We start from the raw sequence: 25,337 nt of genomic DNA on the forward strand, positions 1-25,337 counted from the left end.
AATATGTTGCATTTAGACTACGATGGCGTCGCCGGCTTCTTTCTACAACTCGTGCACAAGATCGATTAGCTCACCCATCTGAGATGATATCGTTCGCTTCATCACGTGTACGCTTCGCGGCTTCCTGAGCATACCCTTCGTGGGTCGTCTCGATAGACTTGTGCCGGAGTACGTCTTGTGCCAGCTGTGGGTTCTCGCGATAGATCTCCCGCCCGAGGCCACGGCGGGCACCGTGTGGCTTCAGTGGCTCCTCGAACTCGTAGTCGGACCACTCGCAGAGTTTGGCGAGGATATCCCGAGCCGACTGCGTTGTGATCGACGGCGTCGGGTCCAGTGCCTTCGCCGCGTTGTCGAGTCTTGGGAAGACGGCCTCATTCTCGTCGGGCTCTCGAAGTTGCTTCCAGCGCCGAAGCGGGCGAAGTGCATCGTCGAGGATCGGCGCAGACTCGCGGGAACGGTTCTTGCCGAATACTTGCATTGTGCCGGCTTCGAGGTCGACGTGCCGCCACCGCAGGCCGTTCCGTTCTTCATCATCAGAAACAGCGACCAGTTCTGCACTACGCGCACCGGAGTAGGCGAGTAGGAAGACGAGTGCCTGGTCGCGGTAGGCCGCCGTGCGGTCGACGTCGTCGCTTTCGCCGGCGTCGTCGACGCGGGCGGTCGCAGTGGCACAGATGGCGTCACGGTCGCGTGGCGTCCAGTACTGTTGGTCTGTTTCAGTTTCGTCGGTGGGAAGTGGTCCTTCGGCGTGGTTGGTCTTGGCTGGGTTCGTCGGGATCAGGCCCTCGTAGACGGCCCATGTGAGAAACGAGCGGACGTAGGCGAAGTAGCGACGGGCAGTCTCTGGTGAGATATTGTCTCTGTCGTCGGCCCGGGCAAGGTCACGAGCGTACTGCCGACAAAGGTCGTCGTCGATATCCTCGGGACCGGAGATACCGTGCTGGTCCCGGGACCAAGCTGCAAACTTCCGCAGCACGCTCGCGACGTTCGTTCGGTAGCGCCCGGAGTCGATATCGACTAGTCGTTTCTCGATGGCTACTTCGAGGGCATCACCCCCGGGAGTAGCGTCGTATGCAGGCGGAAGCAGATCCATGCTTCCCGTACAGCGGCGGTCCGGGTAAAACTGGTGGTGCTTATTATTCTAATACAAACCTACTCCCAAAACCAGAATTTCGGTGTTTCAGTACCCTCTATAGTGCAATTATTGGCTCTGTCGGTTTTGATAAAGGATATATTGCTATACGGAATTCTGAAACTGAAGTTGAGACTACACCGAGTTTAGCGGGGCTATAATGCATGGTTTCGGGAGATTCGTCGAAAGACAATGCGGCGAATCGCCAGACTGCCAGTTGCTCGATAACGAAGTCACATATGTACTCAGAACCCACCTCGCGCTCTGAACCGATTCGATAACTGTACGAAGATTCGAGGGTTGGACGCGAACGACTTACTAAGGCTGTCTCAACCCTCTATTTGCAATGGCAAAACGCAACGACCGACACGTCAAAGCTAGCGGTTCTAAACCGAGGGACAGCTAACCATGCGCGTTCCCGTCCCGAAAAACAAACTCGTCGCCTTCACGCTCGTAGGTGCGCTCCTTACGGCTGGTGTCGCCGGGGCCCTTACTCTGCCCGGTGGCGGCCTCGCGCAGGCTGGCGACCAAACTGACTCACCCGGTTCGACGGCGTCGGACGCATCACAACAGGTCGCTTCGGATGCGCCGACGCCGAATCAGGACTTCACGCCAGCAGTCCAGACCCAGTCCGGCTACGAGGACGAGGAACACGAGGAGTACGAAGAAAACGACGACCACGAAGAGGAGGAGGAATACGAAGAGGAACACGACGAACACGAAGAGGCCGAGTGACCGAGATGACGGGATCGCTCGCATCAGTGTGCGAACGGTTTGGGGACACCCACCGCGCGTTCGAGTGTTGTGACACGACGTTTCGGATTCAGGTGACAGGCATTCGGGCCGAGACTGCGGCAACCGCAGCCCAAGAAACGGCTGAATCACTCGAAACACAGCTGAACGCCTTCGATGAGGAGAGTGCCGTCAGCCAACTCAACCGTGAAGGGGAAATCGCGAACGAACACATCGCGCGTATCGTCCGGCGTGGGCTCCAATACAACGACCGGACCAACGGGGTGTTCGATATTTATCAAGGCCGCCTCGAACACGAACTCAAAACATTCCTGCGTGGAGACAACGAAACACCACCAGACGGATTCGATACCGGAACTGTCCGGACCAGCGGGTCCCACGTCACTACCGACATCAAACTCGATCTCAATGGCCTCGCCAAAGGGTACATCGTTGACCGGGCAAGCGAGGCACTCGGCGGTGTTGGTCGACGTGGGTTCGTTAGTGGTGGCGGGGATATGTCTCCACCGACAGGCCCGGTTGCCATCGAGAGTCCGTACGGCGACGACACACCGCTGAAGATCCTAGACACGGACTGGTACGTCGCAACGTCCGGCGGCTACCGACGATCGCGAAACGGGACGGACCACGTCTACGATCCGACCACCGAATCGCTCGGCTCTCGCCATGAATCGGTCACCGTCGTGGCGCACCGAGACTGTATGGAAGCCGACGCCCTGGCGACAACCATCGCAGTACTCCCACTTGCCAAGGCACGCGAATTAGCATCAGAATGGGAGGGTCTAGAGGCGCTCATCATCCACGATGGCGTCTTTCATCCAACAGAAGGGTTTGAGACACATGTCCTGGACACATAAGCAACGAATCACCATCGTAGCAATCGTCGTCTTAGTGGTGGCTGTCCCTGCTCTTTGGCAGATTGGAGACGTGCGTGCCGCCCAAGCGACCGAACAAAAACAAAGCGACCTCGTCAACCAGACCGTTTCGACACGACAGGCCCCTGCCGATTACGATGGTGATGGTATCAACGACTCCGCCGACAAGTGTCCGACACGACCGGAAACGAAAAACGGGTTCCAGGACACGGACGGCTGTCCCGACGTCGTCGAAACGACGGGGGCATCGTGATGTCACAGCTCGTCTGGCTCCTTGACCGCGGTGCCGCGCTCGTCACGTATCCGGCGTTGTATCTGGCAGTTCTCACGGGAATCTTCTACAACACCGAGTCGTTTGGAATGCTCCACGAGGCCGCTCAACGAATCCATATCGAACTCTCTGTGTTCGCGATGCTCGTCACGCTACTGCACGCGGGACTCGGTGTGCTTGATGCGTGGTTCGTCGTTACCGGACAGGTTCCAGCGCCGACATACTCGATGCCGTACTTCCTCGGCGGCGTCACTGTCGGTGGGGGTGCACTACTGATGCTCGTCGTCGCAGTACTGGGTTTCACCGACGCGAAACGCTTCCAGCGACCGTGGGGCCCACGTGTCGTCCACTCATTCGCATATGCCGGGTTCACATTCGGGACAATTCACGCAGCCGCAATCGGGACTGATTTAACGGGACTCGTCCGCCCTCTGCTGGGGCCCTCGGTTGCGTTTCTCGTGTACGTGCTCCTGTTGCGTCTGTTGGTGCTTCGAGGGATTCCATCGAACGCGATCCCGGATTAGTAGCTGTCCCAGAGGCCGAGGATACGGTCGACGACTTTGTCCGTGAACGAGCGCCGGTGAACCGTGTAGAGGTACTTGACGCGATCGGGGTCGCTGACCTCGTAGACCACACTTCGGCCGTCGCGTTCTTTCGTGACGAGGTCGGCCTCGGCGAGCTTTGATAGATGCCACGAGACCGTCGATTGCGCCTTGTCGAGGCGTTCGCTCAGTTCAGTCGTCGAAAGCGGGCTGTCAGTGAGAAGATGTGCGAGGATGCGGCGACTGTATTCCCGGCGCAACGCGTTCATCACTGTCCGATCGGCTTCGTCGAACTCGGTGGCTGGATAGTACCGCGTGTACTTGCCGTCGTCCGAGACGTCGATCAGGTCCTCGTCGGCGAGCCACCTGAGCTGGTACTGGAGCGTCCCCTGCGCGTACTCAAGATTGTCGAGGAGTGCGCGAAAGTGAACACCTGGTGTGTCGGCTATCCGCTGGTAGATTTCCCGCCGAGAGGCCAATTCGAGATCCGGGTCCGACATTGCTCAGTCCCGGGTCAAGGCGACAAAAAACGCCAAGAGGCCACCGAGGATCAGGATGGCACTCCCATGTTCGAGTAATTCCAGCGTCGCGTACGGGAAGTACGGGAGCAGCGGGTACTCGAGAAACACGATGAGTCCGTAGACGGCAAACATCCCGTACCCGAGCGTAACGATCCACATACGACGATCACGTTCCCGCCGCCATGCGAGGAAGCTGAGTACACTCAGGCCTGCCGCGAGGACGAAGATACCCAGACTAACGTACTGTTCGAGGAGTTGAGCGAGGGGCATACGTTGTATCTGTATACACAGCCGGAGCGACGTGCTCGGCAATCGATACAATTCAATCGAAGGGTAGCGGGGAAAACGATTGGCGTCCAACCGTCGAATCCAGTCTTATGCATTGAGACGACCAGTCTCAACTACTGCGCTCAAATTCTGACCTTTGATAAACAACACTATTGTTGTCCGCATAGGTTCATGATTCCCTTTATGTATTCTGTAGCTTCGGCCACTCCTGTACTGCAGACGGCAGACGAATCATCGCAGGGTCACGCATGAGATACCACCGGCGCTCTTCATGACACGGATACGATTGAACTCGTGCATTGAGAGCGGCGGCCTCAACTTCTGTGGGGATGCCGAAGACCGAATTGGGTCGCAGTTTGTCGAGCAGGCACTCTAATCGGGGCAAGCGAAGGAAGGTAGTTCCATATGCATTGAGAACGCCGGTCTCAACTTCTGGTCGTGTACCCTTTCGGATAGAAATCGACATCAAAAGGGCCAGACAATCAAAATCCGGTGTCTAGAAATTCAGTCAGTCCCGAGATGTGATCTTACTCAAGTTCGGAATATATTCGCCGCTGTCAGTCGGCGATGTCACCCGTTCTAGTCCTCGTCACCCTACTACTCGTTGATTTGTCCCAGCAGCGTGTTCGAGACATGGCGGTTGGTCTCTTTCAGGTCGGTTATTTTTACGAATTAGGCTTCAGGACTTCCGACCGTCTATCACGAGTTCTGCAAGCCGGTCTGGGTTTTCCATCGCCAACTTGAGCAGTGCCTCGTGGTACTCCCGTTTCGGGATATCCCGCAAGCCAGCATCGCGGAGTTCACGTTTCACTTCGAAGTCGAGTATGTCCTCGAACTCGTCCCATGTGTCGGACCTCGGGTAGATAGCCTCCTGTGAGGCGTCGTCGTACGGGAACGCCGGTCGACGCTTCCAGTCGTTGCCGTCGTTTTCTGTAGACGGTTCCGACTGTTGGCGGTCGGTCTGATTTGTATCTGGCATAGGTTTTGATTTCGTCTCGCCCGCGTCGTCAGCGTCGTCGGCATCTTGCTGGGCCGCTGCGTCTTCAAGATCATCGAAACCCATTAGCGACGCACCTCCCCAGTCTCGACGATTTTTGCGAGTTCGTCGTAACACTGGAGTTGATCGCACCCAGGGTCGTAGTCGCGCAACGGTACGCCCTCGTCGTTCGCATTGTCGATAGCCGCTCGGTGTCGAATACCAGGAAGGTCATGGTCATACGCTCCGTTATCCACGTTCTCCCAGTCCTCGGGTGAGAGATACGCGTAGTTCGGGACGTGTTTTGCGACGGCCTCGCGGGTGGTCATTTCCCGGAGTAGCCGGCGGTCGCGCGTGTCTTGGTCAATACGGTCGCTGAGGTCTGTCGGCGTCACGGCGAGAATATCGAGATCGAAGTACTCCCGGGCTTCCATGACCAAGCGTTGGACTGTATTCGTCAACCCGGTCTCATAGCCGTTCTCTGGCCGGAGTGGGATGATAATGTTCCCGGTCGCATACATCGCATTGTCGTTAAGCTTCCCGCGATTGGCCGGACAGTCAATGACGATATAGTCGTATGTTTCGCCGAGCAGTTCGCCGACTAGTTCCTCTTTGAGGCGTGTCGTCCCCATCGTAGCCTCCTTAAGTCCCGACTGGACGTCTTCTAGGTCAACGTGAGCTGGGAAAAGGTCGAGCCCATCACTAACGTTTGTGATGTAATCGTGCGGGTCCGCGCCGTCAAGCAAGACATCGGCGGCGTGGTTCGTGTTCCAGCGCTCACCCCGGTACGCGTCGTCATGACCTAGAATAAGCGTCATGTGGCCGTTGTCGTCAAGATCGATCAGTAACGCGCGTTCGTTTCGGTGGGCAAGCTCGCGCCCAAGGTTGATCGCTGTCGTTGTCTTTCCGAAGCCGCCTTTCAAGACGCCCACACTGACTGCGCGTGGCGTTGGTGCTTCATCACTCATAGCAGGCTTATCTACCTTAGATGACTTAGCTGTTCTGCCTTAGGTAACTTAGGTAGTGTGTCTTAGACACCTAAGGTAGCTTATTTAGATGAGGTAGATTACGTAGGTGGAATAGCTGATGTATTTGAGAGCACCAAGTTATGATTCCGTTATCAAAGATCCACATACCAAGTTGGCAGGATCGTCACGCCTAATGGTATCGTGAAAATGACTAGCATCGCGACTAAACGTAGGTTATTACCCCAGCTCCCTGCAAATGTTTTATTTCCCTCGATATATTCCCCAGACACCCGTTGAAACGCGTCTTGATACCGTTTTACGGTTCCCGTATCATCTTCCAGATACGCTTCGATCGTCCTGATGTTTGGCTTCAATTCAGACACTGCGTTTGGTGATCGGCATTAATTGATCGATACCCCGGTATCTGCTGGTCCTTCTCTACGATGACCGTGTAGTCAGTCATAGAATCGGACGTCTGATCGTAGCTAATGACGAGAGTTTCGCTGGGAGCGGAATTTTCTCTTCTGAATACACAGGCACCTGAGCCAAACTCGACGACGACAGAAGAGATTGAGTCGAATTCAGCAGTTGATTCTCAAGTCGGCTGAATCACATACTGCTGACTCGGATACCGGCAACACAATAGACGATGTGCCGGCAGAGGACGGCTCGATGCTCGATAATATCATTTCCGATTTCGACGATATTTGCTTCCAGACAAGAGCAGCCTAGCCACAGATCCACATGTAGGAAAGCAGTAGATGCCCTCCAAGCGGAATCCTACGGAGTCGAAGGGGATTACATCTCCTCGATTGTCGAGAGAACCATCTCCTCGCCGATAGAACCTGAATCAGTTTGCACAGCCTCGTCCAATACACGACTACAAATGCTGAGCACCTGCCGGATGTTTCCCTGGGACCGTTGCAGCACAATCTGCAAACTTTCTTCAGTAAATGGCTCAATCCCAGTCAAATTGCCGTTCCTCCCAATGTCGAGATAGTCCTCGACCAGTTGATAGACCTTCTCCTCAGTCAATGGCCGCAATGCGACCTCCTGGCCAATACGCTCGGAGAAGGCGTGATATTCGCTCATGACGTCCTGCCACACCTCCGGTGCACACCCAAACAGAATACAGAGCCCGTTGCTGTTTTGATCCATCAAATGGCGGATACTGTTGAGCGTTGCTTGCTCGTCTTTCGGGGTCAGTTGTGCGATCCGCTCGAACTCATCGACAAACATGAAGATACCCGTATATCCTAACTCACGCAGCATATTCTTCAGCGCAGTGAACGCCCGAACAGCACTTGTGTCGTCATCGACGGCACTGTGTATCTCCATTTCTTTCCTCTGTTCGTACCGGAGGCCTTCGGCTGTAAGCCACTGCCAAGCATACAAATTCGTATCCTCGTAAATGAGATGGACCATCGCCCGCGCAAAGTCAGCAAACTTCGTCACATCACTCAGTTGCTGGACTGCAGTCGGAACCAAGTCCGAGAGTAAGACTTCCCCGTCATCAATGAGTCTCTCCATCGCATTCCCACTGGTCGGGTTCCGGTCGGTCTCGCTTCGTGCGACATGAGCTAAGAACTCATAGCTGAGATCCTGTAGTTGGTCGAAACCGATATCATAGACGAATTCATGGTATACATCAAGAAACCCATCACCGGGTTGGGCGACGTATCCCACCAGCACATCGTCACGATCCCGGACCAATGACCGAGTATATTTGAGCGTGTGGGATTTCCCGTTCCCATACTTGCCCGTAACAACCAGATGTTTCGACTTGCCAGTACTAAGGACAGACGAGACGGTTTCACTGATCCGGTCAGTTACCTGCTGTTGGCCACAGTAGACAATTGGGTCATCATCGGGGACTGGACTGTATGGGAAGGGATTTTCTGAGAGTCCAAAAGCTGAGTAATCGCGCTGTTCATCCGTGATAGTGAAACTGTCGCTCATTGTGTCGTGTACGTAAGCTCTCGGTCGTGGACCGTGAGGTAGTAGTATTGTTTGCCGTACTGTTCGATGCCTTGCATCACTTTCTCAGTAGATTGTGACGTTGAGACGAGCATATCGTCACCAGCTAAGGCCATTTCTTTAATTCCGTACCTCGCCTCTTTCGCGCCCGTATCCATAGGCGCGCCTGAGAGTTCGAGTTTGCCAACGTTCTCTTTCGCCAGCGCAGCGAGAGCCTCATCAAACGCTTGACGCGTGAGTTGAAGATTCGCACAGAGTCGTTCACGAACTTCTGGAATTGAGAGATAGCGTTGCCGTAGCCCTACTCCCGCTGTTTCTTCGAGTTCATCATACACACCAAGGAGTGTATAATGGAAGTTCGGCGGTGGATCGTCATTCTTGGGCCGGTAATACTCTCCTGTGAATGCATTCCGTTGGACTGTCCCAAGCCGTTTTCCCCAGTCACCAACTACTTCCACACTCGTTTGATTGTAGGAATACGGTGTGAACTCTGCTTGCTCCTCTAATCCTTCAAGAACCGTCTCTAATTGAACTGGTCCACTCTCTTCGACGACCTCCAAGAAATTACCATAGTGGGGACTATGTGTTTCCAGAATCGAGCTCACCTCTATCCAGTTTTCGTCCCTGATGGCGCCAACAAACGCTTCGCCGACAGTAGTCGCCACGAAGGTATCGTCATCTGTCTCGGTAATGAGATCGATCCGAACCGTCTCAAGTAACGTCTCACGAGCACGGCGGTGACTCATATCGAGGCGTTCCTCAATATCATCGGTCGTCTGCGCCGAAGTGCGACAGAGATGGGTTGCTTCAACAAGACGAGCAAGCGTAACTGGTCGAACCGTTGGCCGTTCGTCACTCATGTGAGCCTCCGGACCTGTTGCTTTGCCATTTGGTAGGCTCGTTGCGTTACCTCATTCCCTTGAAATCGCAGGTCAAGATACGTTTCTAGTTCCTCACCAATTGAATACATATATCGGAACCGCCGCAGTTCGAGTGCCAGCGCCCAGAGGTTATGCTGTACAAGAAGATCTCTATCTTCTCGTATCGTTTCGAAGGTCCGCGTGCTACACACCGGACACGCACATGGGAGATGTGATAAATCTTCTATATTTTTTAGTGGTTCACCACCAAATCCAGGCATGAGATAGTTTCTATTCCCCGCACTTCGAATGAATGCTGACGAGTCAAAACTATCAACACCCATATATAAAAGTAAGGGCTGGTAAGTTAATCCCCCTAACCCATAGACGTGAAGGTGTTTGTCAGTTGCTCGTCGTGCCGCTAAGATTATTTTTGTTACTTTCTCGTAGTCCGTCCGAATCGGAACAAGACTGCCAATTGCGTAACCATCGAATGTCCCTTCTTCCTCAAGATGTCGAATCGTATTTCGGACCGTTTCGGGATCATAACCGTGGACACTAGCAAAGAGTGGTTCCTCTCCACTGTGTTTTTCACTCGCTTCCAGTGCGAGATCGATACTCCGACTAATTCGCCGTTGGTTTTTCGCCTGCCGATTGTCTCTTGATAGCGGAGCGTCAACAGTTCCGAAAATATCTGCCCCAATTTTCCGTTGGGTGGCAAGTGTTTTAGCCGGGGTAGTGTCGATTTTGCGATTCTGAAAGTCGAATCCACCGCTATCAGCGAAGACAATCGTATCGTCAGTAACTCCCATTTCGTCACGCAGTGTTTCTCCGCCTTGTAACCGATCCCACTGCGCTTTGCGATTCCGTATCGCTCTTGTATTGACCATCGCGGTCGACAAATCTGGGATGCTGTCCGTATATTCTGGTGTGTTATCGCTCGATCGTTTCCCGATGTTACTCACGGGAAAGAGAACAGGGGTCTGTAACTCACCATGTGGTGTGTCGAGTTTCCGTTGTCTGTACAACATATCCAACGCGCTGTGATAAGCTGGGCTATGATATAAAGCTTTGCTCAGGCAAAGTAATCTGCAACAAATCAAAGTGGTTTTGCCGACTGTTCTGAAAGTGTGAATAGATGGTTTCAGAGGATGTGCGCAAACTCGTTGGACGAAAGCGCACACTGGAGATATTAGAACTCCTGTCTGAGCAGGGAACATTGAATTATTCTGAAATTGAGGATACAATCAACTCCTCAAGTGAGACCATCTCAACAGCGCTTAAGTTGCTTGTTAGCCATGGATTGGTCCAACGGATCGAACAGTCTTCGCGTAATGTTCAGTACGAATCCACCGAATCTGGGAAGAGGTTCTTGGATACTCTCGAAGAGATTGAGCGGATTCTGTCAGACTGACATTTAATGTAGGGACAGTTAGAGGGCAAGTAAACAATAGCCAGAGAAGCAATCCTCGCATTGGGTTTCGGATATTTCTACACTCACCAGCAGGTTCAGAATGATCTAGCCCCGGAGATTAATAACAAGTTAGCTACAGTATCTATCATGGCAGCAGACCTATTTCGAGTCACGGTTGATGAACCCAATTATGCCCGTGTCTTAGAAACGCCAGTTGACGAAGAGCGTCTTAAGCGTGCTGAATTACTGCACTTAACTGGAGATAGGCTATGGGCACAACGAAATTCAGACAATGGTCAGCAGGTATACGAGGCAATGTCACCTGGTGATGGACTCCTATTCTACAAGGTTCAGCGGGGGCATACCAATGACGAAGGTAAATATGTCGCAACAGGACGAATTAAAGAGAAACAACGACTCAAAGAGGAAGCCTCACGCGCCTTATTTGAAACTCCGGTAGCGACACTCGGATATACCGTCACTGATTTCAACCCTATTTTAAAGTCAATAGCCGATATCGAAGACATACTCGGCTACAGTTCGTATCCACAAAGCAGTCATCGAGTTACCGATGACCGGTACAAAACTGTAGAACATACTCTTGAATCCTTGTCAGAGTAAGTCCCAATAGCGAGTCGTTGAATCACATTTTGGTCTACAATCTCAAGCAATTAGTAGTATGCTCAAGACGGTAGAGTTTGGAAAGCCTGATGTAGGCAGTTGCGACGCTGGGCTGCTGTTAATTGCAGAAAGTTAGAATTTCTCGATAGCTGCTTGCTTCGAATCCTCCTCAAGATATCGACACAGGAGGCTAATTACATCCGGGTCAAGTTCCGTAGTTTCACGAAGGTTTTGAGCGAAATTCTCGAGATACAACCCTTTTAATCCGATAACGATCGTCTCATGTCGCTTCGCATCTTTAGTACGAGCAGAGACAGACACTATATTGTCGTATTGCTCTCCGATGAGATCTTGGTTGAATACTACACCAATCCGGTCAGGCTGAATACGCTGAACAGCAGAGTCGATATCAATGCTGTTGTAGTAATCGTCCCCAAGAGTGAAAAATACGACATCATAATCCGTTTGATCTAAGACGCGATTGAGGTCAGTTTTTATATCAAGTTTCTCGGAGCGGTTCCGAATTTCACCGACACTCATGCCACTAAATGTCACTTCATACGGTGGCAACCGTTCTTCTTCTTCAACTAGCCCGAAGCCCGCACTAACGAAATACCGCTTAACAGCATGTCCATCAGCTCGTAGTTGCCGGACAGCATTCGAGATGGATTCCTGTTGCCGGCCGGTATACAACTCATTGGCCTGAACTCCAATTACGTTCTCTCGGTTGAGAAGGTCTGCCCTCGAAGTCTGATCAATTTCATCTGCTTCAAAAACACGTTCTCCATCTGGGACATACTTTGATCCAGAACACTGGTCAATCACCAGTATATCCAGTTCTTGATCCGCATCGAACACTGGTTTATGAGGAGCAAAGTCTGATCCAACACTGTAGTTAGTCCCCAGATTGGAAAGGACGGTTTCTCGAAGTGTTATCGGATCCTCGAATGTGTGAATATTACATTCAACATCATCACTCAAAGTATCAAGAGTCTCTGAAAGGTGCTTGCCTGGCTTGTACAAATACAGATCATCATATCGACCTAAGCGTTCATTGAGGTGTGCTGCTATCCTGTCCGGTGCGAAAGAAACGGTACTCGGAGGGGTTGCCCACCATTCATGAAGCCCATTTGCATCGAACGCACCGATTTCGGCTACAGGGAGATCATGCACCTGTTTCCAAAATTCCGTCTGTTCAGAAGCGAGATACTCTTCAACGGTCTCATGGTTACTGAAAGTCGCTGAGCCTTTCGTAAGCACGAGTGTCTTCGGGAGTGCGTCTGAGAACTCGTCATAGAATTTAGCGGTATTATGGAAGCCACGTCGCCGGTTTCGATCATTCCCACGGAAGATACCAACTTCAATACCATGTTCAGTGCAGATCGGACAATCACACTCATCCCACGGTTTCTTCGAGAGGGTCTCTTGATACGCTTCCAACAGATCATCGTTTCCGATCCAGATAGCATAATCTTGAATCACAAACCAGAGTCGTTCGAACGCATCCATACCATCTGGCTTTGCCTCTTCACGTTCGAGGATCTCGACCATCCGGGGAAATCGCTTGAGTTCCTCTCGCGCAGTTCCAAGCAGGTCGATATACGTTTCGAACGGCAGTGAATCGTCCTTATTATCCGATCGGAGATGTTTGATGAGTTGCCCACGCAGATCGTCGCCAAAATACGCCTTCAACTGGCGAGCGAATTCGAAATCGCTTCGGAATGCAGACTCGATATCACGTAGACGGGTAGAGTTGAATTTCTCTTCGTGCCGATGGTTCCGAATATACGTAATCGTCTCAGTGAGTGTTTTGGTGGCCTCTGTTTCCCACTCCCGCAACGAATCCGCGATCGATTCCCCATTTGCGTATGCACGCAGGGCCACAAGCGTTTCACGACCCCGTAACGCGGTCTCAACAGCATCCGTTACTTTGGCCCCATGTTTTGGGTACTGAACTCGGATGGCATCGTATCGCTCATCTCCGTCAACCCGATAATTTCGCCCTCCAGTCCAAGCTGATCTGAGCATACTTGCACTGTCGAAACTGGCCATTCCAGATCGACCGATTGAATCGAAAGCATCCGACTTCGCGAAACCGAAGACGTGTGAGTCGATTCGTGTTTGATGAGTCCGTTCATAATCTTTGACGGTCTTACCGACTTCCTTGACGATTTTTCGGACCTCATGTACGGGGCTTCCGGCAACACCACCAATACCAAGATAGCTGTATCCGATATCTAGGACCTCTTCAGTAGCAGCGACATACGAGTCGAGATCCCACCCCTGAATGGCCACCATGAGACGGAATGGGTACTCGCCTGTTTCGTATAACTCTCGCATCTCCGCCGCGTTTTCCAACGTTAGGTTGTAACGGAACTGTTTATCATCCGTCCGATAAACGGCTCTATGATCATCAGCCAACCGACTCAGAACTGATTCGATATCACCTTCGAAGTCTTTGGCAGCGAACTGATCGACGTCCTCTTGTGAACAAATAGATGACTCGTATTCTTCCACATAATCCGGCCATTCATCGGGCCAGTCATCGATCATCAGATCGACCGACTCCGACAATTCTGAAGGAATCTCCGATTTACTAAATTCCGACCCAAAGGCGCGCTCGTCCAGATAGAGACGTCCTTTCTCTTTGCCTGAGCCTAATACAAGATGATCAATTGTCACGCCAACTGAGACATCAAGCGTCTCGTAGAAATCCAGCATATCTTCATTTCCGTAGGGTGGGAATGGCAATGATTTGTACCCCCAAGCACCACAGTCGCTGATTGTTGGGAGCCACTCGGGGACCGAAAGAACCGGGTCATCATAAACACCGTATTGTGTGATTCGTTCCTCCTTACTTTTGGTCGATTCAACCTGCTCTCGGGAGATCAGCACTCCATCAATCGGAGTCGACTCTTTATCGAAGATATCCCAAATATAATTCAGTTCCCGCTCTTGCCGGTTAAGATCAGAGAGTTCGTCGTGCTCAAAATCATAACCTGCATCCACAGCATCGTCCCACTCTGGTACGTAGAACCGCACGATTAGATAGTCACCTGTACCTGTGTATCACAGTCCGGCATATAGATGTGACTCAATAGCTTCGCCGCAAGTGAGTCCTTCCCTTTCAGAGAAGCCTCTTTCGAGGGGAGTATCTATAAGTGCTACTGTGGTCTTCTCTGAATATGGCTCGGAGAATATTAGACAGGGTAGATGACGGATCTATTCTTGCTGAAGCAGGTGAACGAACACTATGTATAGGGGATGACCGGCCTATACGGATCAGTTCTGGGCACAGGATTCTCCATCACGACGGTAAGTGCAGCAGGCCTCATGGACATAACTACGAGGTTAGTGTAAGTGTAACTGGGGAATTGACCGATGAAGGGTGGGTCGTCGATAAAGATGATATTACTTCAGTAATATCTGAATGGGATCATCAGTTTCTCGTTGAAAAAGGCGATCCACTTATTGACGCATTTGAACAGAGTGGTGATGCGGATGCTCTCGTTATCTTGGAGCATCCACCAACGGCCGAAATAATGGCGGTTCTGCTCGAAGAAAAACTGGCGGACACACTGCCAGAAACCGTCTCAGAGGTCTCTGTTACGGTGAAAGAAACTGGCGAGCTCTGTGTGGCCCCGTAGAACATGCCTGTCAACACAGAGGTCCAAGAAGACACACCGACTGATGATGGCGACCTCCCAATCAACGAACTGTTCTACTCGCTTCAAGGGGAGGGCGAACTGGCCGGTGTTCCGTCTACCTTCGTTCGCACGAGTGGGTGTAATCTACGCTGCTGGTTCTGTGATTCGTATCATACGTCTTGGGAACCGACGTATGCTTGGATGGATGTTGACGAGATCCTCTCAGAAATTGCAACGCACGGCCAGTGTGAGCATGTTGTCGTGACCGGTGGTGAACCGATGATGCACGACGCAGTCCCCAAGTTGCTTGATAAACTGTCGGCCGCTGGCTACCATACGACAGTCGAAACGAATGGGACAATATATCACGACGCGGCGATCGACTTAGCCAGCATTAGTCCGAAACTCGCGAGCAGCACGCCAACACCAGCAAAGGATCCTAAAGGGGACGGTGAGTGGGAAGAGCGACATGAGAAACGGCGGTTGGATTTCGAGACACTTGCTATACTCATCGAGACGTATCCGTTTCAACTGAAATTTGTCGTGACCGGGGAGAATGATATGGTCGAAATCGAATCCGTCCTTGAGCGACTACGGGATACCTCAACAGCACATATTCGGGACTCTGACGTACTGTTGATGCCAGAGGGGACCACCAGAGAACGATTAGAAGAGACTCGCGAAACAACGGCGACGCTGGCAATGGAGAACGGGTATCGATACACACCTCGACTCCATGTTGATCTGTGGAACGATGCCCCAGGAACCTAACGATGGCTGATACTGTTCAAGTTGACTCTGCAGAAGCCACTGATGACTCTATTCTCACGTTCTGATGGGAGATTATGACATTCACCACGGACCCAATCCATAACCGATAGACTCAATCAAACACACATAGCAAGAATAGCGAAAGGGGAGGCGCCACACATCCCACCCCGGTTAGCACCCCACTGTAGGCATTCCAAGTTCTGCAATCTACAGACCCTGTCGGGCACGACCATCGATAATGCTCTATGTCAGAGGCAACCCGATGAGTCGTCTGGCAGTTCAGCTTTGCCAACGTAACGCCCATAGTTTCGGTATGTCTGTTTCTGCAGGGACGGCACTTGGAGGTAATACCAAGCCGACCGTCCATTATTGGGGAATGCAGCGGCACATATAAACAAGAAAGCGGCAGTCACAGACGGTCGGTCAATACGGAATCTTAGCCACGGTACGATTCAGCTTCGCTAATCAGTTGTTCGAACACATCCCGGGAACTCAGTGTTGCCTCATTACCGACGATCGTGAGATCCCGAGCACTCGCAAGCAATGAGTACAGGACTGATGGGTCATCAAGTGGTGGCCGAACAATGTTATCGCTATTTGAGGTAGCAAAGCTCACAATAGCGTGCTCAGCGACGGTCCCATCAAGATCTTCAGGTCGATACACGGGAACTTCGCTATCGGCCTCAGCGAGTCGGCGTCTGATTTCAGTGCCATGCCGTTCGAATGGTGTTACGATCAGATCTGGATCTTCTGTCGCAGCTATCTCGGCGACAATTTGAGCGGCGATATCATTTGAGAGGAGTGCACGACTGAACTGTGGCAGTTCAGCTGCCGTTGCTCTGATTGTAACCGTGTGTTCTGTTGGATTGACTCCTTCAAGTCGCTCTTTCGATTCCAAAAAGAGACTCTCGTTATCAATGACAACAACCGCTTGCTCGCGAAGTGCAGTCGCATCAAGTTCTGTACGGTTCTCGAACAGTTGCTGGGCCTTCATCGGCGAGAGTGGTGTGTCAGTCACGTCGAACACGAGCCGTCGGCCCGGCCCAGTTGCCGTAGGAACAGACACATCCAGTGTGATTTCATCTACCGCAGTCGCCTCGTCACCTTCGATGGAAAGGAATGTGAGATCGCCATCAAGTGCCTCCCATGGGCCGTCTGGGTAAAATTGGCGCAAGCCAATCGGAGCCTCCCCTTCCAGTTGGAGACTCACAGCATCGTCGGTAGGGAACGATCGGTATCGCTCAAATTCTTGCTCAAAGAATACGCCAAGGCTGGCGTCCGTTGCCGCCGTGCTAAGCAGTTGTGGTCCCGGACGCCGAGTATCACCAATCGTTACGACCCGATCAGCTAAATCAGCTAGGAACTGGTACTCGGGTTCGGTGATGTCTTCCCCACCAAGCAAAACCAGTATATCGAAGAAATTCTCCGAGTGGTTTCGATCACCAAAGGCGCCTTCCTCCAACCGGTGGAAAAACTCTCGGACCCCGCCAGGGCCATTTGTGCTTGTCGCGAGTTGGACGGATGAGACGATCGATCGCGATTCCATGAGGTGTGACTGGATCGTATGGTATCCATCGTCGTTTTGGATCGCCGCGGGGCCACCAGTCCCATCAAGTCTGAAGTGATTAGTATCCGGTTGTGCCGCTGCCGCACATTCGACCAACCCAGGTCGCGTTCCCAAGACAAGTGCTCGCCGTCCGTCTTCGGGGACTGTTCCATCGGCATCGAGTCGAGGATACGTTGCGGTAACTAGTTCCCGAACGAGATCACCAATCTGTTCGTTGCGTGTCCTACTGATCGGGAGATCGACAAAGACACGTTCTCTGTCCAGATATGAGGTAACAGAGTCTATTGTGATACTATCCGGAACAGTTGAGTCGGTGGTAGCAAGCCCAGTCGTGTCAATTTTTTCGCCCTCGTTACGGCGCTGTGCGAAATCAAGATAGGGCAAGTAGCGGTCCTCAACCGTGTCGATGCTGAATGTGTACAGTGCTTTGTACGTCGTATCTGAGGACAGGTAATCAGTAACAGTGAGGCTGTCATCAACCGGTGTGAACAGATACTCACCGTCAATTTCCCCATAATAAACCACCTGGTCACTACTGCTATCATCTGTTTGCCGAAGTTCGACCACTTCCCCTGGATTGAAAGCTGGCACAACGTGTGTTGAAGACGTGAATCGAATCACAGTCCCAGCGGCCTGTGCGCCGGTACACGATAATTCGGGGAGCAGATATCCGGCTTTGATAAGGAGGTCCTCGTCGAACCGATCGACAATGCGTTTGGCTGCGGTTCGTGCACGCCGCTCCTCGCGGAATGCTACCCGGGTACTCTCATAATGATCGATAACGGTTGGGTCTCTGTACTTCGTTCGCTGGTCACAGTCATCGAACAGTGAACACTGCGTCGTCAACTCCCCACCATCGGTTTCATAGCATGGCCACCGACGTTCGTTCTGACAGTGGTATGTACAGGCGGGTGGAAGTACGTCATCAGCGCCGCTGACCCACTCCTCAACGCCGAATGCACAGCCCTCGCAATTCCGATTGTACGTCGACGGGGGCGCGAACGCACCCCCTGTGTCAACGATATCATTGCGTGCACTGAGGAATTCGCGAACATCGCACATTTCGAGGATCACCTGTTCAAACTGAACCGCCTCGGCTGAGACATTGGGATAGATGAGATACCCAGTGGGCACTTCTTCGATGGCCGAGCGGAACGATGTACCGGGTTCGAGCCGTTCTAAGAGCAGAGCAAAGAGATAGAGTTTGATCTGGTGTCTGTGGTTGTCGATGGTACGATCATCCGGGTTCCGCGTGGTCTTGATATCGTACGGCGTCCCGTCAAGGAGGATGTCAACTCGACCGGCGTAGCCATACTCGTTTGCGAGAAACTGTTCAACTTCGATATCATCGGCCGCCTGTACTCTGGTCAGGAATGTCTCATCAGTAAATAACTGCGTAACAGTGTCGATGATATGCTCTCTAGCACTCAATCCAGTCCCAGAGAGCACCAGTAATGCCTGTCTGAAGCCGAACTCAGCGTCGAGTTTCTCTTCACAATACGTTTCAATCTCCTCTGTCTCCCATGAATCGTCTTGGAATCTGTCATGATGCTCTTTGAGAGCGTGTTCAGCTATTTTGTGGATAGCATCACCGCGGAATCGGCCGGCCTGTTGTCCTGGAGATGTATCGAATTTATCGCCCGGATACACGCGCTTGATATACCTGAGATAGTACTCTCGAGGACACCGATCACCGGTGCGAAGTTTTGCCTTGCTAATCAACCGATCCGGTGTACGAATAACAAATGAGGTCACATTGAGGTAGAGTGAACCACCATCGCGCCGATTCGGAATTGCTCGTACGAGTAGCTCTTCTCCTCGTTGAAGAACAGCCGAATCTGGATCGTAGTCGCCTCGCTCTAATTCATCAGGAGTCGGAATTTCCAACTCTGACAAGACATAGTCTGCTGTTCGTTCAACGCCATCGAGATGCGTGGGTTCATCCATCCAAAACGACAGCGGGACGTCTTCTGAAATGTCATCATTGGGGTCCTCGACGAGATAGACTGTTTTATTACCCTGCGTTTCACCTGGCATCGGGTTTGTCTGTACCCGACATCGCACTGTGACTTCGGGACCGACACCAGATTGGTGCTCGGTCACGAGTGTCGAAAGATTCTGTATCATTGGTTGAACACCGCTGTCAGAAGGCGTCGGTTAAGTCTTGCACTCTGCTGCCCAGCACCGTGGAGGCACAAGCCGGCGTCGGTTTCGAGACAATCAGGGCAAGCCGACACACATTGTATGGTTAGCTCTTCGAGTCGTTCACCGAGTTCGGCTATGTCTCGGCGTCCGGAATCGTCAGCGAACCGGTCGTATGTCGCCTTGATTTTCGGGTCAGTGAATATGTGTCGGTTCAGATGGAGAGCTAGGTCGACTACACGAGGGATCCGCCCCACATCTGCCTCGACGGTTGTGTACTCGTTAGCAACGTAGGAGTAGAAGGCCGCCAGCTCGCGTGTCTCAAAGAGTGTCTGCACACGGCTGGTGACACGAGATTTTAAATCATCCATCGAGTAGGCATCACTGTCCTCAACCACATTGTCAATAGTCGAATCTACCAGTGAATTGAATTCGGTGCGGTTACTCTGGTAGATGTTATATAGTGAACCATCGGGATACGACGCAAGGAGTTGAATCGTCACACGGTCTGCCGTCGCGGTGTGGCATCTTCCCTGAACTGCTATTCCAGAATCTGGTGGCGTTTCAGTCCCTTCGCGAAGGCGTTCATGGACTTCTTTGGCAATCCCTGCGCCACCCTGAATCGGGTCATACACAGCGATCCGTGCATTCTCCTGGTCTTGTGCCTGGAAATTAACGTCATACCACAGTTCAAACGAGGTTCCTGACCCCGTCAGGTCATTCGACCATGTAGAGAGTGCATGTTCAGCCGAATGAACGAGGACCCGTTCGGCGAACGCCTGGACCAACTTTTCATTCCGACAGCGTGCTAGCAGTTCTGCTAACACTCCGGGATTGTCCTCAATGGTCGCAAACACACCTGAGACGTCCCGTTCGTCATGACCGAGCAATCGGAGCTGGCGACTGGAATCACCCGGAAGGAGACGGGCAGTTTCGTTCACAACACTGGGCCCTGAAAGAGCAAAAACACCCATCTCATCGTCCTCACCAACACGTTGCCAGTAGTCGATCCCGATCAGATGTTCCATGAGTGGTTGTACAGCGAACTCATGTTGGAGAGCACGCTCGTCGAAGAACAATCGGTCCCAGACGTTGGCTCGCAGCAATGCGAACCTGAGGTCACGTTTAAGTTGTGGGTCGGCACTAAGGGCTGTCTCAATCCGAGATTGCAGTTCATCTCGGGATAGTCCGAGCGTTAACAGTTGGCTTCGCTCTTTGCTCGCGACGAAGGCTGTGCTGTCATCGGTTTCTGAGCGATACCGTATAATCTCGGAGCGAACATCTTGTGACTCCCGCGGGTAGAGTGTCAACAGTGATGCGTAGTAACAGCGTACAAACTCACGCTCTTCTTCGAACGCGAACCCATTGATCAGGTTGCTTTCTGGTAATGGTGTTGGGTCCGTCTCGAACGTCCCGCGGATATGTTTGAACCACAGATAATTCGTTGTTGGATCAGAGGAGAGCGACTCAACCTGCATTGGTGGATCGCCGGTCCAGACAATCCCTTTGTTGGGGATCCAGACGTACTGCGGATTGTTTTTGTCTTCTTTTGTGACGCGGACAGAAAGTGGGACATACACTTGCACGTTGTCCGGATCGAACGAAATCTCAGTGTAATCAATCTCCGAGACATCTCCGAGCAATTCAGTCAGTGGAAACGATTCTCGCCACTCAAACATTGGACCGATATCCGCGTGTCCAGGGGCACTATCGTGGTCCCATGCCCCTCGCCAGAGATCGAAATTCCCCCAGCGCTGTTTGTATCCACCTGGGAGAAAGTTGTTTAACATCTGGTTGAGATTCTCCTGAGCTAAGGTTGAGCCTGATTCATCGTCCGCATCTACGACGGTAACAGTCCCTCCAATCTCTTCGGGGATGAACGTTCCCTGCACGACATATGGACTTTCAGCCTTGGGGTCCGAGTTGTAGATACCCGTCAGGTCAAGATATGGGTAGGATTGATCCTCGAGATAATTTCGTATCCCTTGGAGTCTGGCAATCTGTTCCGCAGTGGTCAGTTCGTCAGTAGAGTCGTCTGTCATCGCTCATCCTCCAAGTTCTCGATTAAATCATCGATATACTCGAATGCCCCTTCATCACGATCACGGACCATCTGCGAAAAGAACTGCCAATACTCCGAATCGTCATGCCCGGGTGCGACACCTTTCTCAAGGCCCTCAAGATAAGTCTCCAGTTTTTCGATAGGGCGGGTCGCTTCTGACTCATCGACAGAGAAGGTATTACTCAGCCAATCCACAATATCGATTCGATGGTCGCTGAGCGACCGTTGGAGATAATCTACATCGGGTCCCGGTTGCCCTCGTCCTCGGAAGAGTCGCTCAGCATCTATCCCATCAGAAACGTTAAAATAGTCGATTATCGCGGCAGTCATATGCTCTCGTCTGATGAACCGATTGTCTTCGTCAAGGGGTATCTCCAGGTGTTTGTCACTTGGATCGCTAAGATAGTCGGAGTGGTGGAAATAGTAGGAGTCTGTTGGCGTTGACCCAAGGACCACGACTGTGATCGGTTCGTCTTCCGCGTCACGGCCACCGCGCCCTTTCCGCTGGATGAATCCCGGGACGTTTCTCGGCGCCCGGTACTGGAATGTGCCGATGATACTGGCATGGTCAAATCCGACCTCGAGCGCACTGGTGGTGATGAGTTGGTCCCAGTCGTCCCCTACCGGTTGATCTGATCCGGCGAGTTGGGTGTTCCCGCTCCGATGGATCGCGACCGTCATATCCTCCAAGTCGAGTTCCCTATCTCGCATTGTCCACCAACACTCACCGTCTTGATAGACTGAACAGCGGTTGAGATTCGGGTTTGGAACCTGTGACTCACAGACGGCTTCCTCATCGTACTCATCGTCAGTAGCCCCTCGGAACAGGTCACGAGGGCAATCTGGATTGTTGTCGCGCTCACCGAGGATTGCATCTGGGAACCGATATTTGAACAGTCCGTTCTCTTCGGCCTCCTGAACATAGCCACCGAGTCGGCTCACGGAGTCAATTGAATCAACAAAACCAAGCACTCGATCCTTATTGGTGTCCAACCCGGGACGGTCTCCGGCCCGTTCCTTCCGCATGGTATGGAAGAAGCCAAACGCCACCTGGATCATACACGAGAGGTTCGTGGCGGTCGTCGGGCTGACATCGTCCCATTCCTCCCGCGGCTTGTAGACTGAATCGCCGATAGGAACCTCAATATTTCGCGGATCGGTCGCCTTCACGAACACGAAATGCTCCCGTCCCAAGGTGTCCTTTTCCTCGGCTGTCGGGGTGAATAGGGTCGCCGATTCAGTGTCGAAAATCCTGCTTGTGAACTCTGTTGCGTTATTTATCGTTGCGCTTGAAGCCACCAGCGACGGTGTTTGCTGATGGGCTTGTTGTCGCATGGCCTGTTTGAAGCGACGGACAACATTCGCGACGTTCATTCCCGCTTGATCAGTATAAATGTGGACCTCGTCGAGGACGAGGAACTTGGCCGGGTAGGAATTCTCCCAAAAGGCGTCACGGCCATACTTGTCCATCAAACGCCGATGGAGAGAATTCTGGGTTGTGATGACAATATCTGCTGATTCGCTCCGGTCGACTGTTGCATACTCGATCCTGTGACTCTCATCGACGATACACTCAAAATAGGGATCCGAGTAGTCGTCGACAACCTCAAGTTTTCCATTGCAATGCGGACAGGGAAGCGTCACATCCTCTCGCCCACCGTGTTGAATACTGATCGTAAGTGGCGCCTCGTCGACAGACATATCCAATTGCCCTTCGATGCGATTGAGTTCAGTGACGTAACTGAACACGCGCTCAAACTGATTGTCGCAGAGATCACGGCGTGGATACGTCAGAACAGCTTTATTACCACTGATGCCGGCTTTCGTTGCGGTCAGACAGTATGCCAGGGTCGGGAACAGAAACGCCTCAGTTTTGCCCCCGCCAGTGCTGGCGGTGACAACATTAGCTTTCGTCTCGGCCTCAGACTGGTCAGTCACAGCGTCAAGATACAGGTCTCTGAACGCTCGGGCTTGGTATGCAGCGAGTGAATCAAATTCAGATGGAAGGTCCTCATCAAAGAACCGACTCATTGTATTCATTGTCTCATTGACGAGGTCTCGCCATGCTGTGCCAACCGTATCTTTCAATTCCCAAGCCGGTTCAACGTCATTGTCTCCAATTGTATCATTGATTTTGCGAATCGGTTCTCGAAAACTCCGTGCTTGTTCCCGATCACGGCCCATTATCGGCTGTTCACGGTTTGAGGACGCCATCTTGACCATTTTGACGAGGTTGGGCGTGAACCGGTAATCGGTCTCGTCAGTCAGACGCTGGCGCATCAGCGCGAAGTACCGGGTCATCTCAGCCACATGACTACGGACCTGTTGCCGATTGTAGACGTATAGCAGGTGCCCGTCTTCCACGAGGTGCTCAATCAGTTGTTGGAAAATGGCTTTAGCGATTGTCTCCTCGCCGAGTTCCAGAGTGTCAACTATCAGATCATCTGACTCAAGCACCTCAGTGGTGAAGGCGCTCTGGTCGGTAAGATGGGTCTCACGAAATGTCTCGAAGACACGAGAGAGAGGGGCTGCAGCGTCGTAATTTCCGGCGTTAATTTGTTCTCGGCAGGCGTCGGTTACGGCGTCGATGACATCTTCCTGTACTTCATTGAGTACTGCTTCCTTCTCACAAAACGTGTTCCAAGCCCGTTCGATTGTGTCAAGGTCAACGGCTGAAGCGTCGACACTCATTGATCGAATGTCACCTCCAGATCGGCAATCTGTCCATCATTGTACAGTTGCTCCAAATGGTCGAGAATCGTCGCCACATCGAAATCGGTCGCCTGTGCAGTCCGGAGGACGCTCCCATCATGTTCATTGAGCAGTTGTCGCAGTCGTTCGCTCGTGGAAAGTTCGACCTCGGTATCCACTGCGTCAGTAATCGCCCCAATAAGTGTCTCTGCATCACCGTCGGCGACACACTGATCCACGTTACAGTCGACGCTAAGTTCAGAATTAGTGACTGTGTCAGCTAGGGCGACGGCAACACGCTGATTAGCCAGTGTGCGAGCAACAGCATAGTGCAGCATCAACGCCCCCTCAAGAGCGGTATGAACTGTCTGAGCGGTACCTGCATCATCAGTATCGTCGGTCGATTCTAGCAGACTCTTAACAGACCCCAGGTCCGAGCTAAATGCGGTTCGCTCTGGGTTTTCTTCATCGAGAGATCCAAGCATCTCGTGGATCTTGTCCAGCAATGCTTCAGTAATCGATTCATAAGTTTCTGCTCGGTGTCGGTCAGAGACTTGGGTTGTGAGTTCAGCATTGACTCGTCGAATAGCAGCATCTACCTCCCCTGGCGTCACTCTATCATTTGTCAGAACTTTCTCGTGACGACCTTTGTCAACTAATGCAGCCAACATTGAGTTTTGCCGTTCAAGAGCCTCGAGATCTTGGGGAATATGACTGGCGACATCGTGATCCCGTGCCAACGTCACAATTCCAGAGACATGATGCTCTATACGCAATATATCGGCTTCAACGATGGTCCGTTGCCGCTCACGGAGTGCACCGAAGACATCGGTTAAGACACCAACACGCTGGACTGTCTCTCGAGCAAGTTTGAGATCCTCATCCCCAACATTGAGTGTCTGATCTAATTCTTCGAGTTCCCGTTCAAGATCGCTTATCGCCTCAACGAGGGCAGAGGGGACCTCTTCTGTCTGTTCCAATGCGTCATATTCCGAACGTGCGGCCGAAAGTTCACTACGCCCACTATCAAGAACCTCTTCGAAAGTATCGGTAGGCGATATATGGTCACTCATCCGCGATATAGCATGCCTTACTGAGTAAGGTATTAAAGATGCGGGACGGCAGCGGGTTCACATTTTGAGTTGACCCATCTGAAGAATCTACCAGTACTGATATGCACTCGGGAGTAACCTACTCCGAAGTTTAATACGCGAGTGTAAGGTACTATCAGATGGCGCGCAAGCGCCTACGGTGATAAC

21 protein-coding genes are annotated in these 25,337 nt (G+C 52.1%); 8 read left to right on the plus strand and 13 right to left on the minus strand.

Features of this window, described 5'->3' with window-relative positions:
• Positions 1-70 precede the first annotated feature (70 nt).
• Positions 71-1,093 carry a tyrosine-type recombinase/integrase gene (locus VI234_RS18000; RefSeq protein WP_336330807.1) on the minus strand — a complete coding sequence of 341 codons (1,023 nt, stop codon included), beginning with the start codon at positions 1,091-1,093 and terminating at the stop codon, positions 71-73.
• Positions 1,094-1,540: 447 nt separating this feature from the next.
• Between VI234_RS18000 and VI234_RS18005 the strand changes: the two genes are divergently transcribed.
• The 4 genes from VI234_RS18005 to VI234_RS18020 are packed head-to-tail and all read left to right on the plus strand — an operon-like array spanning position 1,541 to position 3,555.
• Positions 1,541-1,867, plus strand: coding sequence for a hypothetical protein (locus VI234_RS18005; RefSeq protein ID WP_336330808.1), 327 nt, complete (start codon positions 1,541-1,543; stop codon positions 1,865-1,867).
• A gap of 5 nt (positions 1,868-1,872) precedes the next feature.
• Positions 1,873-2,742, plus strand: a complete 870-nt coding sequence (locus tag VI234_RS18010) for an FAD:protein FMN transferase (protein WP_336330809.1) — start codon at positions 1,873-1,875, stop codon at positions 2,740-2,742.
• Positions 2,726-3,013 carry a thrombospondin type 3 repeat-containing protein gene (locus VI234_RS18015; RefSeq protein WP_336330810.1) on the plus strand — a complete coding sequence of 96 codons (288 nt, stop codon included), beginning with the start codon at positions 2,726-2,728 and terminating at the stop codon, positions 3,011-3,013. The genes VI234_RS18010 and VI234_RS18015 overlap by 17 nt, the downstream gene beginning before the upstream one ends.
• Positions 3,013-3,555 carry a hypothetical protein gene (locus VI234_RS18020; RefSeq protein WP_336330811.1) on the plus strand — a complete coding sequence of 181 codons (543 nt, stop codon included), beginning with the start codon at positions 3,013-3,015 and terminating at the stop codon, positions 3,553-3,555. The genes VI234_RS18015 and VI234_RS18020 overlap by 1 nt, the downstream gene beginning before the upstream one ends.
• Here the strand turns inward: VI234_RS18020 and VI234_RS18025 are convergent.
• From VI234_RS18025 to VI234_RS18055, 7 genes are all read right to left on the minus strand, one after another.
• A complete protein-coding gene (locus VI234_RS18025; RefSeq protein WP_336330812.1) occupies positions 3,552-4,073 on the minus strand; it encodes a winged helix-turn-helix transcriptional regulator in 522 nt (173 codons plus the stop codon). The two genes, VI234_RS18020 and VI234_RS18025, sit on opposite strands and share 4 nt — an antisense overlap.
• 3 nt (positions 4,074-4,076) lie before the next feature.
• Positions 4,077-4,364 carry a hypothetical protein gene (locus tag VI234_RS18030; RefSeq protein ID WP_336330813.1) on the minus strand — a complete coding sequence of 96 codons (288 nt, stop codon included), beginning with the start codon at positions 4,362-4,364 and terminating at the stop codon, positions 4,077-4,079.
• A 697-nt stretch (positions 4,365-5,061) separates the two neighbouring features.
• Positions 5,062-5,445, minus strand: a complete 384-nt coding sequence (locus tag VI234_RS18035; protein WP_004966141.1) for a hypothetical protein — start codon at positions 5,443-5,445, stop codon at positions 5,062-5,064.
• On the minus strand, positions 5,445-6,326 hold the full coding sequence (locus VI234_RS18040) for a ParA family protein (RefSeq protein WP_121513600.1): 882 nt from the start codon (positions 6,324-6,326) through the stop codon (positions 5,445-5,447). The genes VI234_RS18035 and VI234_RS18040 overlap by 1 nt, the downstream gene beginning before the upstream one ends.
• Positions 6,327-7,124: 798 nt before the next feature.
• On the minus strand, positions 7,125-8,285 hold the full coding sequence (locus VI234_RS18045; protein ID WP_336330814.1) for a BREX system ATP-binding domain-containing protein: 1,161 nt from the start codon (positions 8,283-8,285) through the stop codon (positions 7,125-7,127).
• Positions 8,282-9,163, minus strand: a complete 882-nt coding sequence (locus tag VI234_RS18050; protein WP_336330815.1) for a hypothetical protein — start codon at positions 9,161-9,163, stop codon at positions 8,282-8,284. The genes VI234_RS18045 and VI234_RS18050 overlap by 4 nt, the downstream gene beginning before the upstream one ends.
• Positions 9,160-10,383, minus strand: a complete 1,224-nt coding sequence (locus VI234_RS18055; RefSeq protein ID WP_336330816.1) for a tRNA-guanine transglycosylase — start codon at positions 10,381-10,383, stop codon at positions 9,160-9,162. The genes VI234_RS18050 and VI234_RS18055 overlap by 4 nt, the downstream gene beginning before the upstream one ends.
• On the opposite strand from VI234_RS18055, the gene VI234_RS18060 reads away from it, so the two are divergent.
• Together VI234_RS18060 and VI234_RS18065 are read left to right on the plus strand one after the other, a co-directional pair.
• Positions 10,302-10,577 (plus strand): winged helix-turn-helix transcriptional regulator, encoded by a 276-nt coding sequence (locus VI234_RS18060; protein ID WP_004966133.1) that lies wholly within the window; start codon positions 10,302-10,304, stop codon positions 10,575-10,577. The genes VI234_RS18055 and VI234_RS18060 overlap by 82 nt on opposite strands.
• Before the next feature lie 147 nt (positions 10,578-10,724).
• Complete coding sequence (locus VI234_RS18065) at positions 10,725-11,198, plus strand: hypothetical protein (RefSeq protein WP_336330817.1); 474 nt, start codon at positions 10,725-10,727, stop codon at positions 11,196-11,198.
• Between the two features lie 132 nt (positions 11,199-11,330).
• Here the strand turns inward: VI234_RS18065 and VI234_RS18070 are convergent, their stop codons facing one another.
• A complete protein-coding gene (locus VI234_RS18070; RefSeq protein ID WP_336330818.1) occupies positions 11,331-14,240 on the minus strand; it encodes a queuine tRNA-ribosyltransferase tRNA-guanine transglycosylase in 2,910 nt (969 codons plus the stop codon).
• Positions 14,241-14,383: 143 nt separating this feature from the next.
• Between VI234_RS18070 and VI234_RS18075 the strand changes: the two genes are divergently transcribed.
• Positions 14,384-14,845, plus strand: a complete 462-nt coding sequence (locus tag VI234_RS18075) for a 6-pyruvoyl trahydropterin synthase family protein (RefSeq protein WP_049919429.1) — start codon at positions 14,384-14,386, stop codon at positions 14,843-14,845.
• Positions 14,846-14,848: 3 nt separating this feature from the next.
• On the plus strand, positions 14,849-15,616 hold the full coding sequence (locus VI234_RS18080; protein ID WP_336330819.1) for a 7-carboxy-7-deazaguanine synthase QueE: 768 nt from the start codon (positions 14,849-14,851) through the stop codon (positions 15,614-15,616).
• A gap of 436 nt (positions 15,617-16,052) precedes the next feature.
• Here the strand turns inward: VI234_RS18080 and VI234_RS18085 are convergent, their stop codons facing one another.
• From VI234_RS18085 to VI234_RS18100, 4 genes are read right to left on the minus strand one after another with little or no spacing between them, the layout of a single operon-like run.
• The gene (locus VI234_RS18085; RefSeq protein ID WP_336330820.1) at positions 16,053-19,310 is read right to left on the minus strand and encodes a PD-(D/E)XK nuclease family protein; all 3,258 of its coding nucleotides are present in this window, start codon (positions 19,308-19,310) and stop codon (positions 16,053-16,055) included.
• Entirely contained in the window at positions 19,307-21,367 is a 2,061-nt protein-coding gene (locus VI234_RS18090) for a hypothetical protein (RefSeq protein ID WP_336330821.1), read from the minus strand. Before VI234_RS18090 ends, VI234_RS18085 begins: the two co-directional genes overlap by 4 nt.
• Positions 21,364-24,078, minus strand: a complete 2,715-nt coding sequence (locus VI234_RS18095) for a DEAD/DEAH box helicase (protein WP_336330822.1) — start codon at positions 24,076-24,078, stop codon at positions 21,364-21,366. The genes VI234_RS18090 and VI234_RS18095 overlap by 4 nt, the downstream gene beginning before the upstream one ends.
• The gene (locus tag VI234_RS18100) at positions 24,075-25,151 is read right to left on the minus strand and encodes a hypothetical protein (RefSeq protein WP_336330823.1); all 1,077 of its coding nucleotides are present in this window, start codon (positions 25,149-25,151) and stop codon (positions 24,075-24,077) included. The genes VI234_RS18095 and VI234_RS18100 overlap by 4 nt, the downstream gene beginning before the upstream one ends.
• Between the last annotated feature and the right edge of the window lie 186 nt (positions 25,152-25,337).

The organism is Haloarcula sp. CGMCC 1.2071, assembly GCF_037078445.1.
In the GTDB taxonomy this organism is placed as follows: domain Archaea; phylum Halobacteriota; class Halobacteria; order Halobacteriales; family Haloarculaceae; genus Haloarcula; species Haloarcula amylolytica.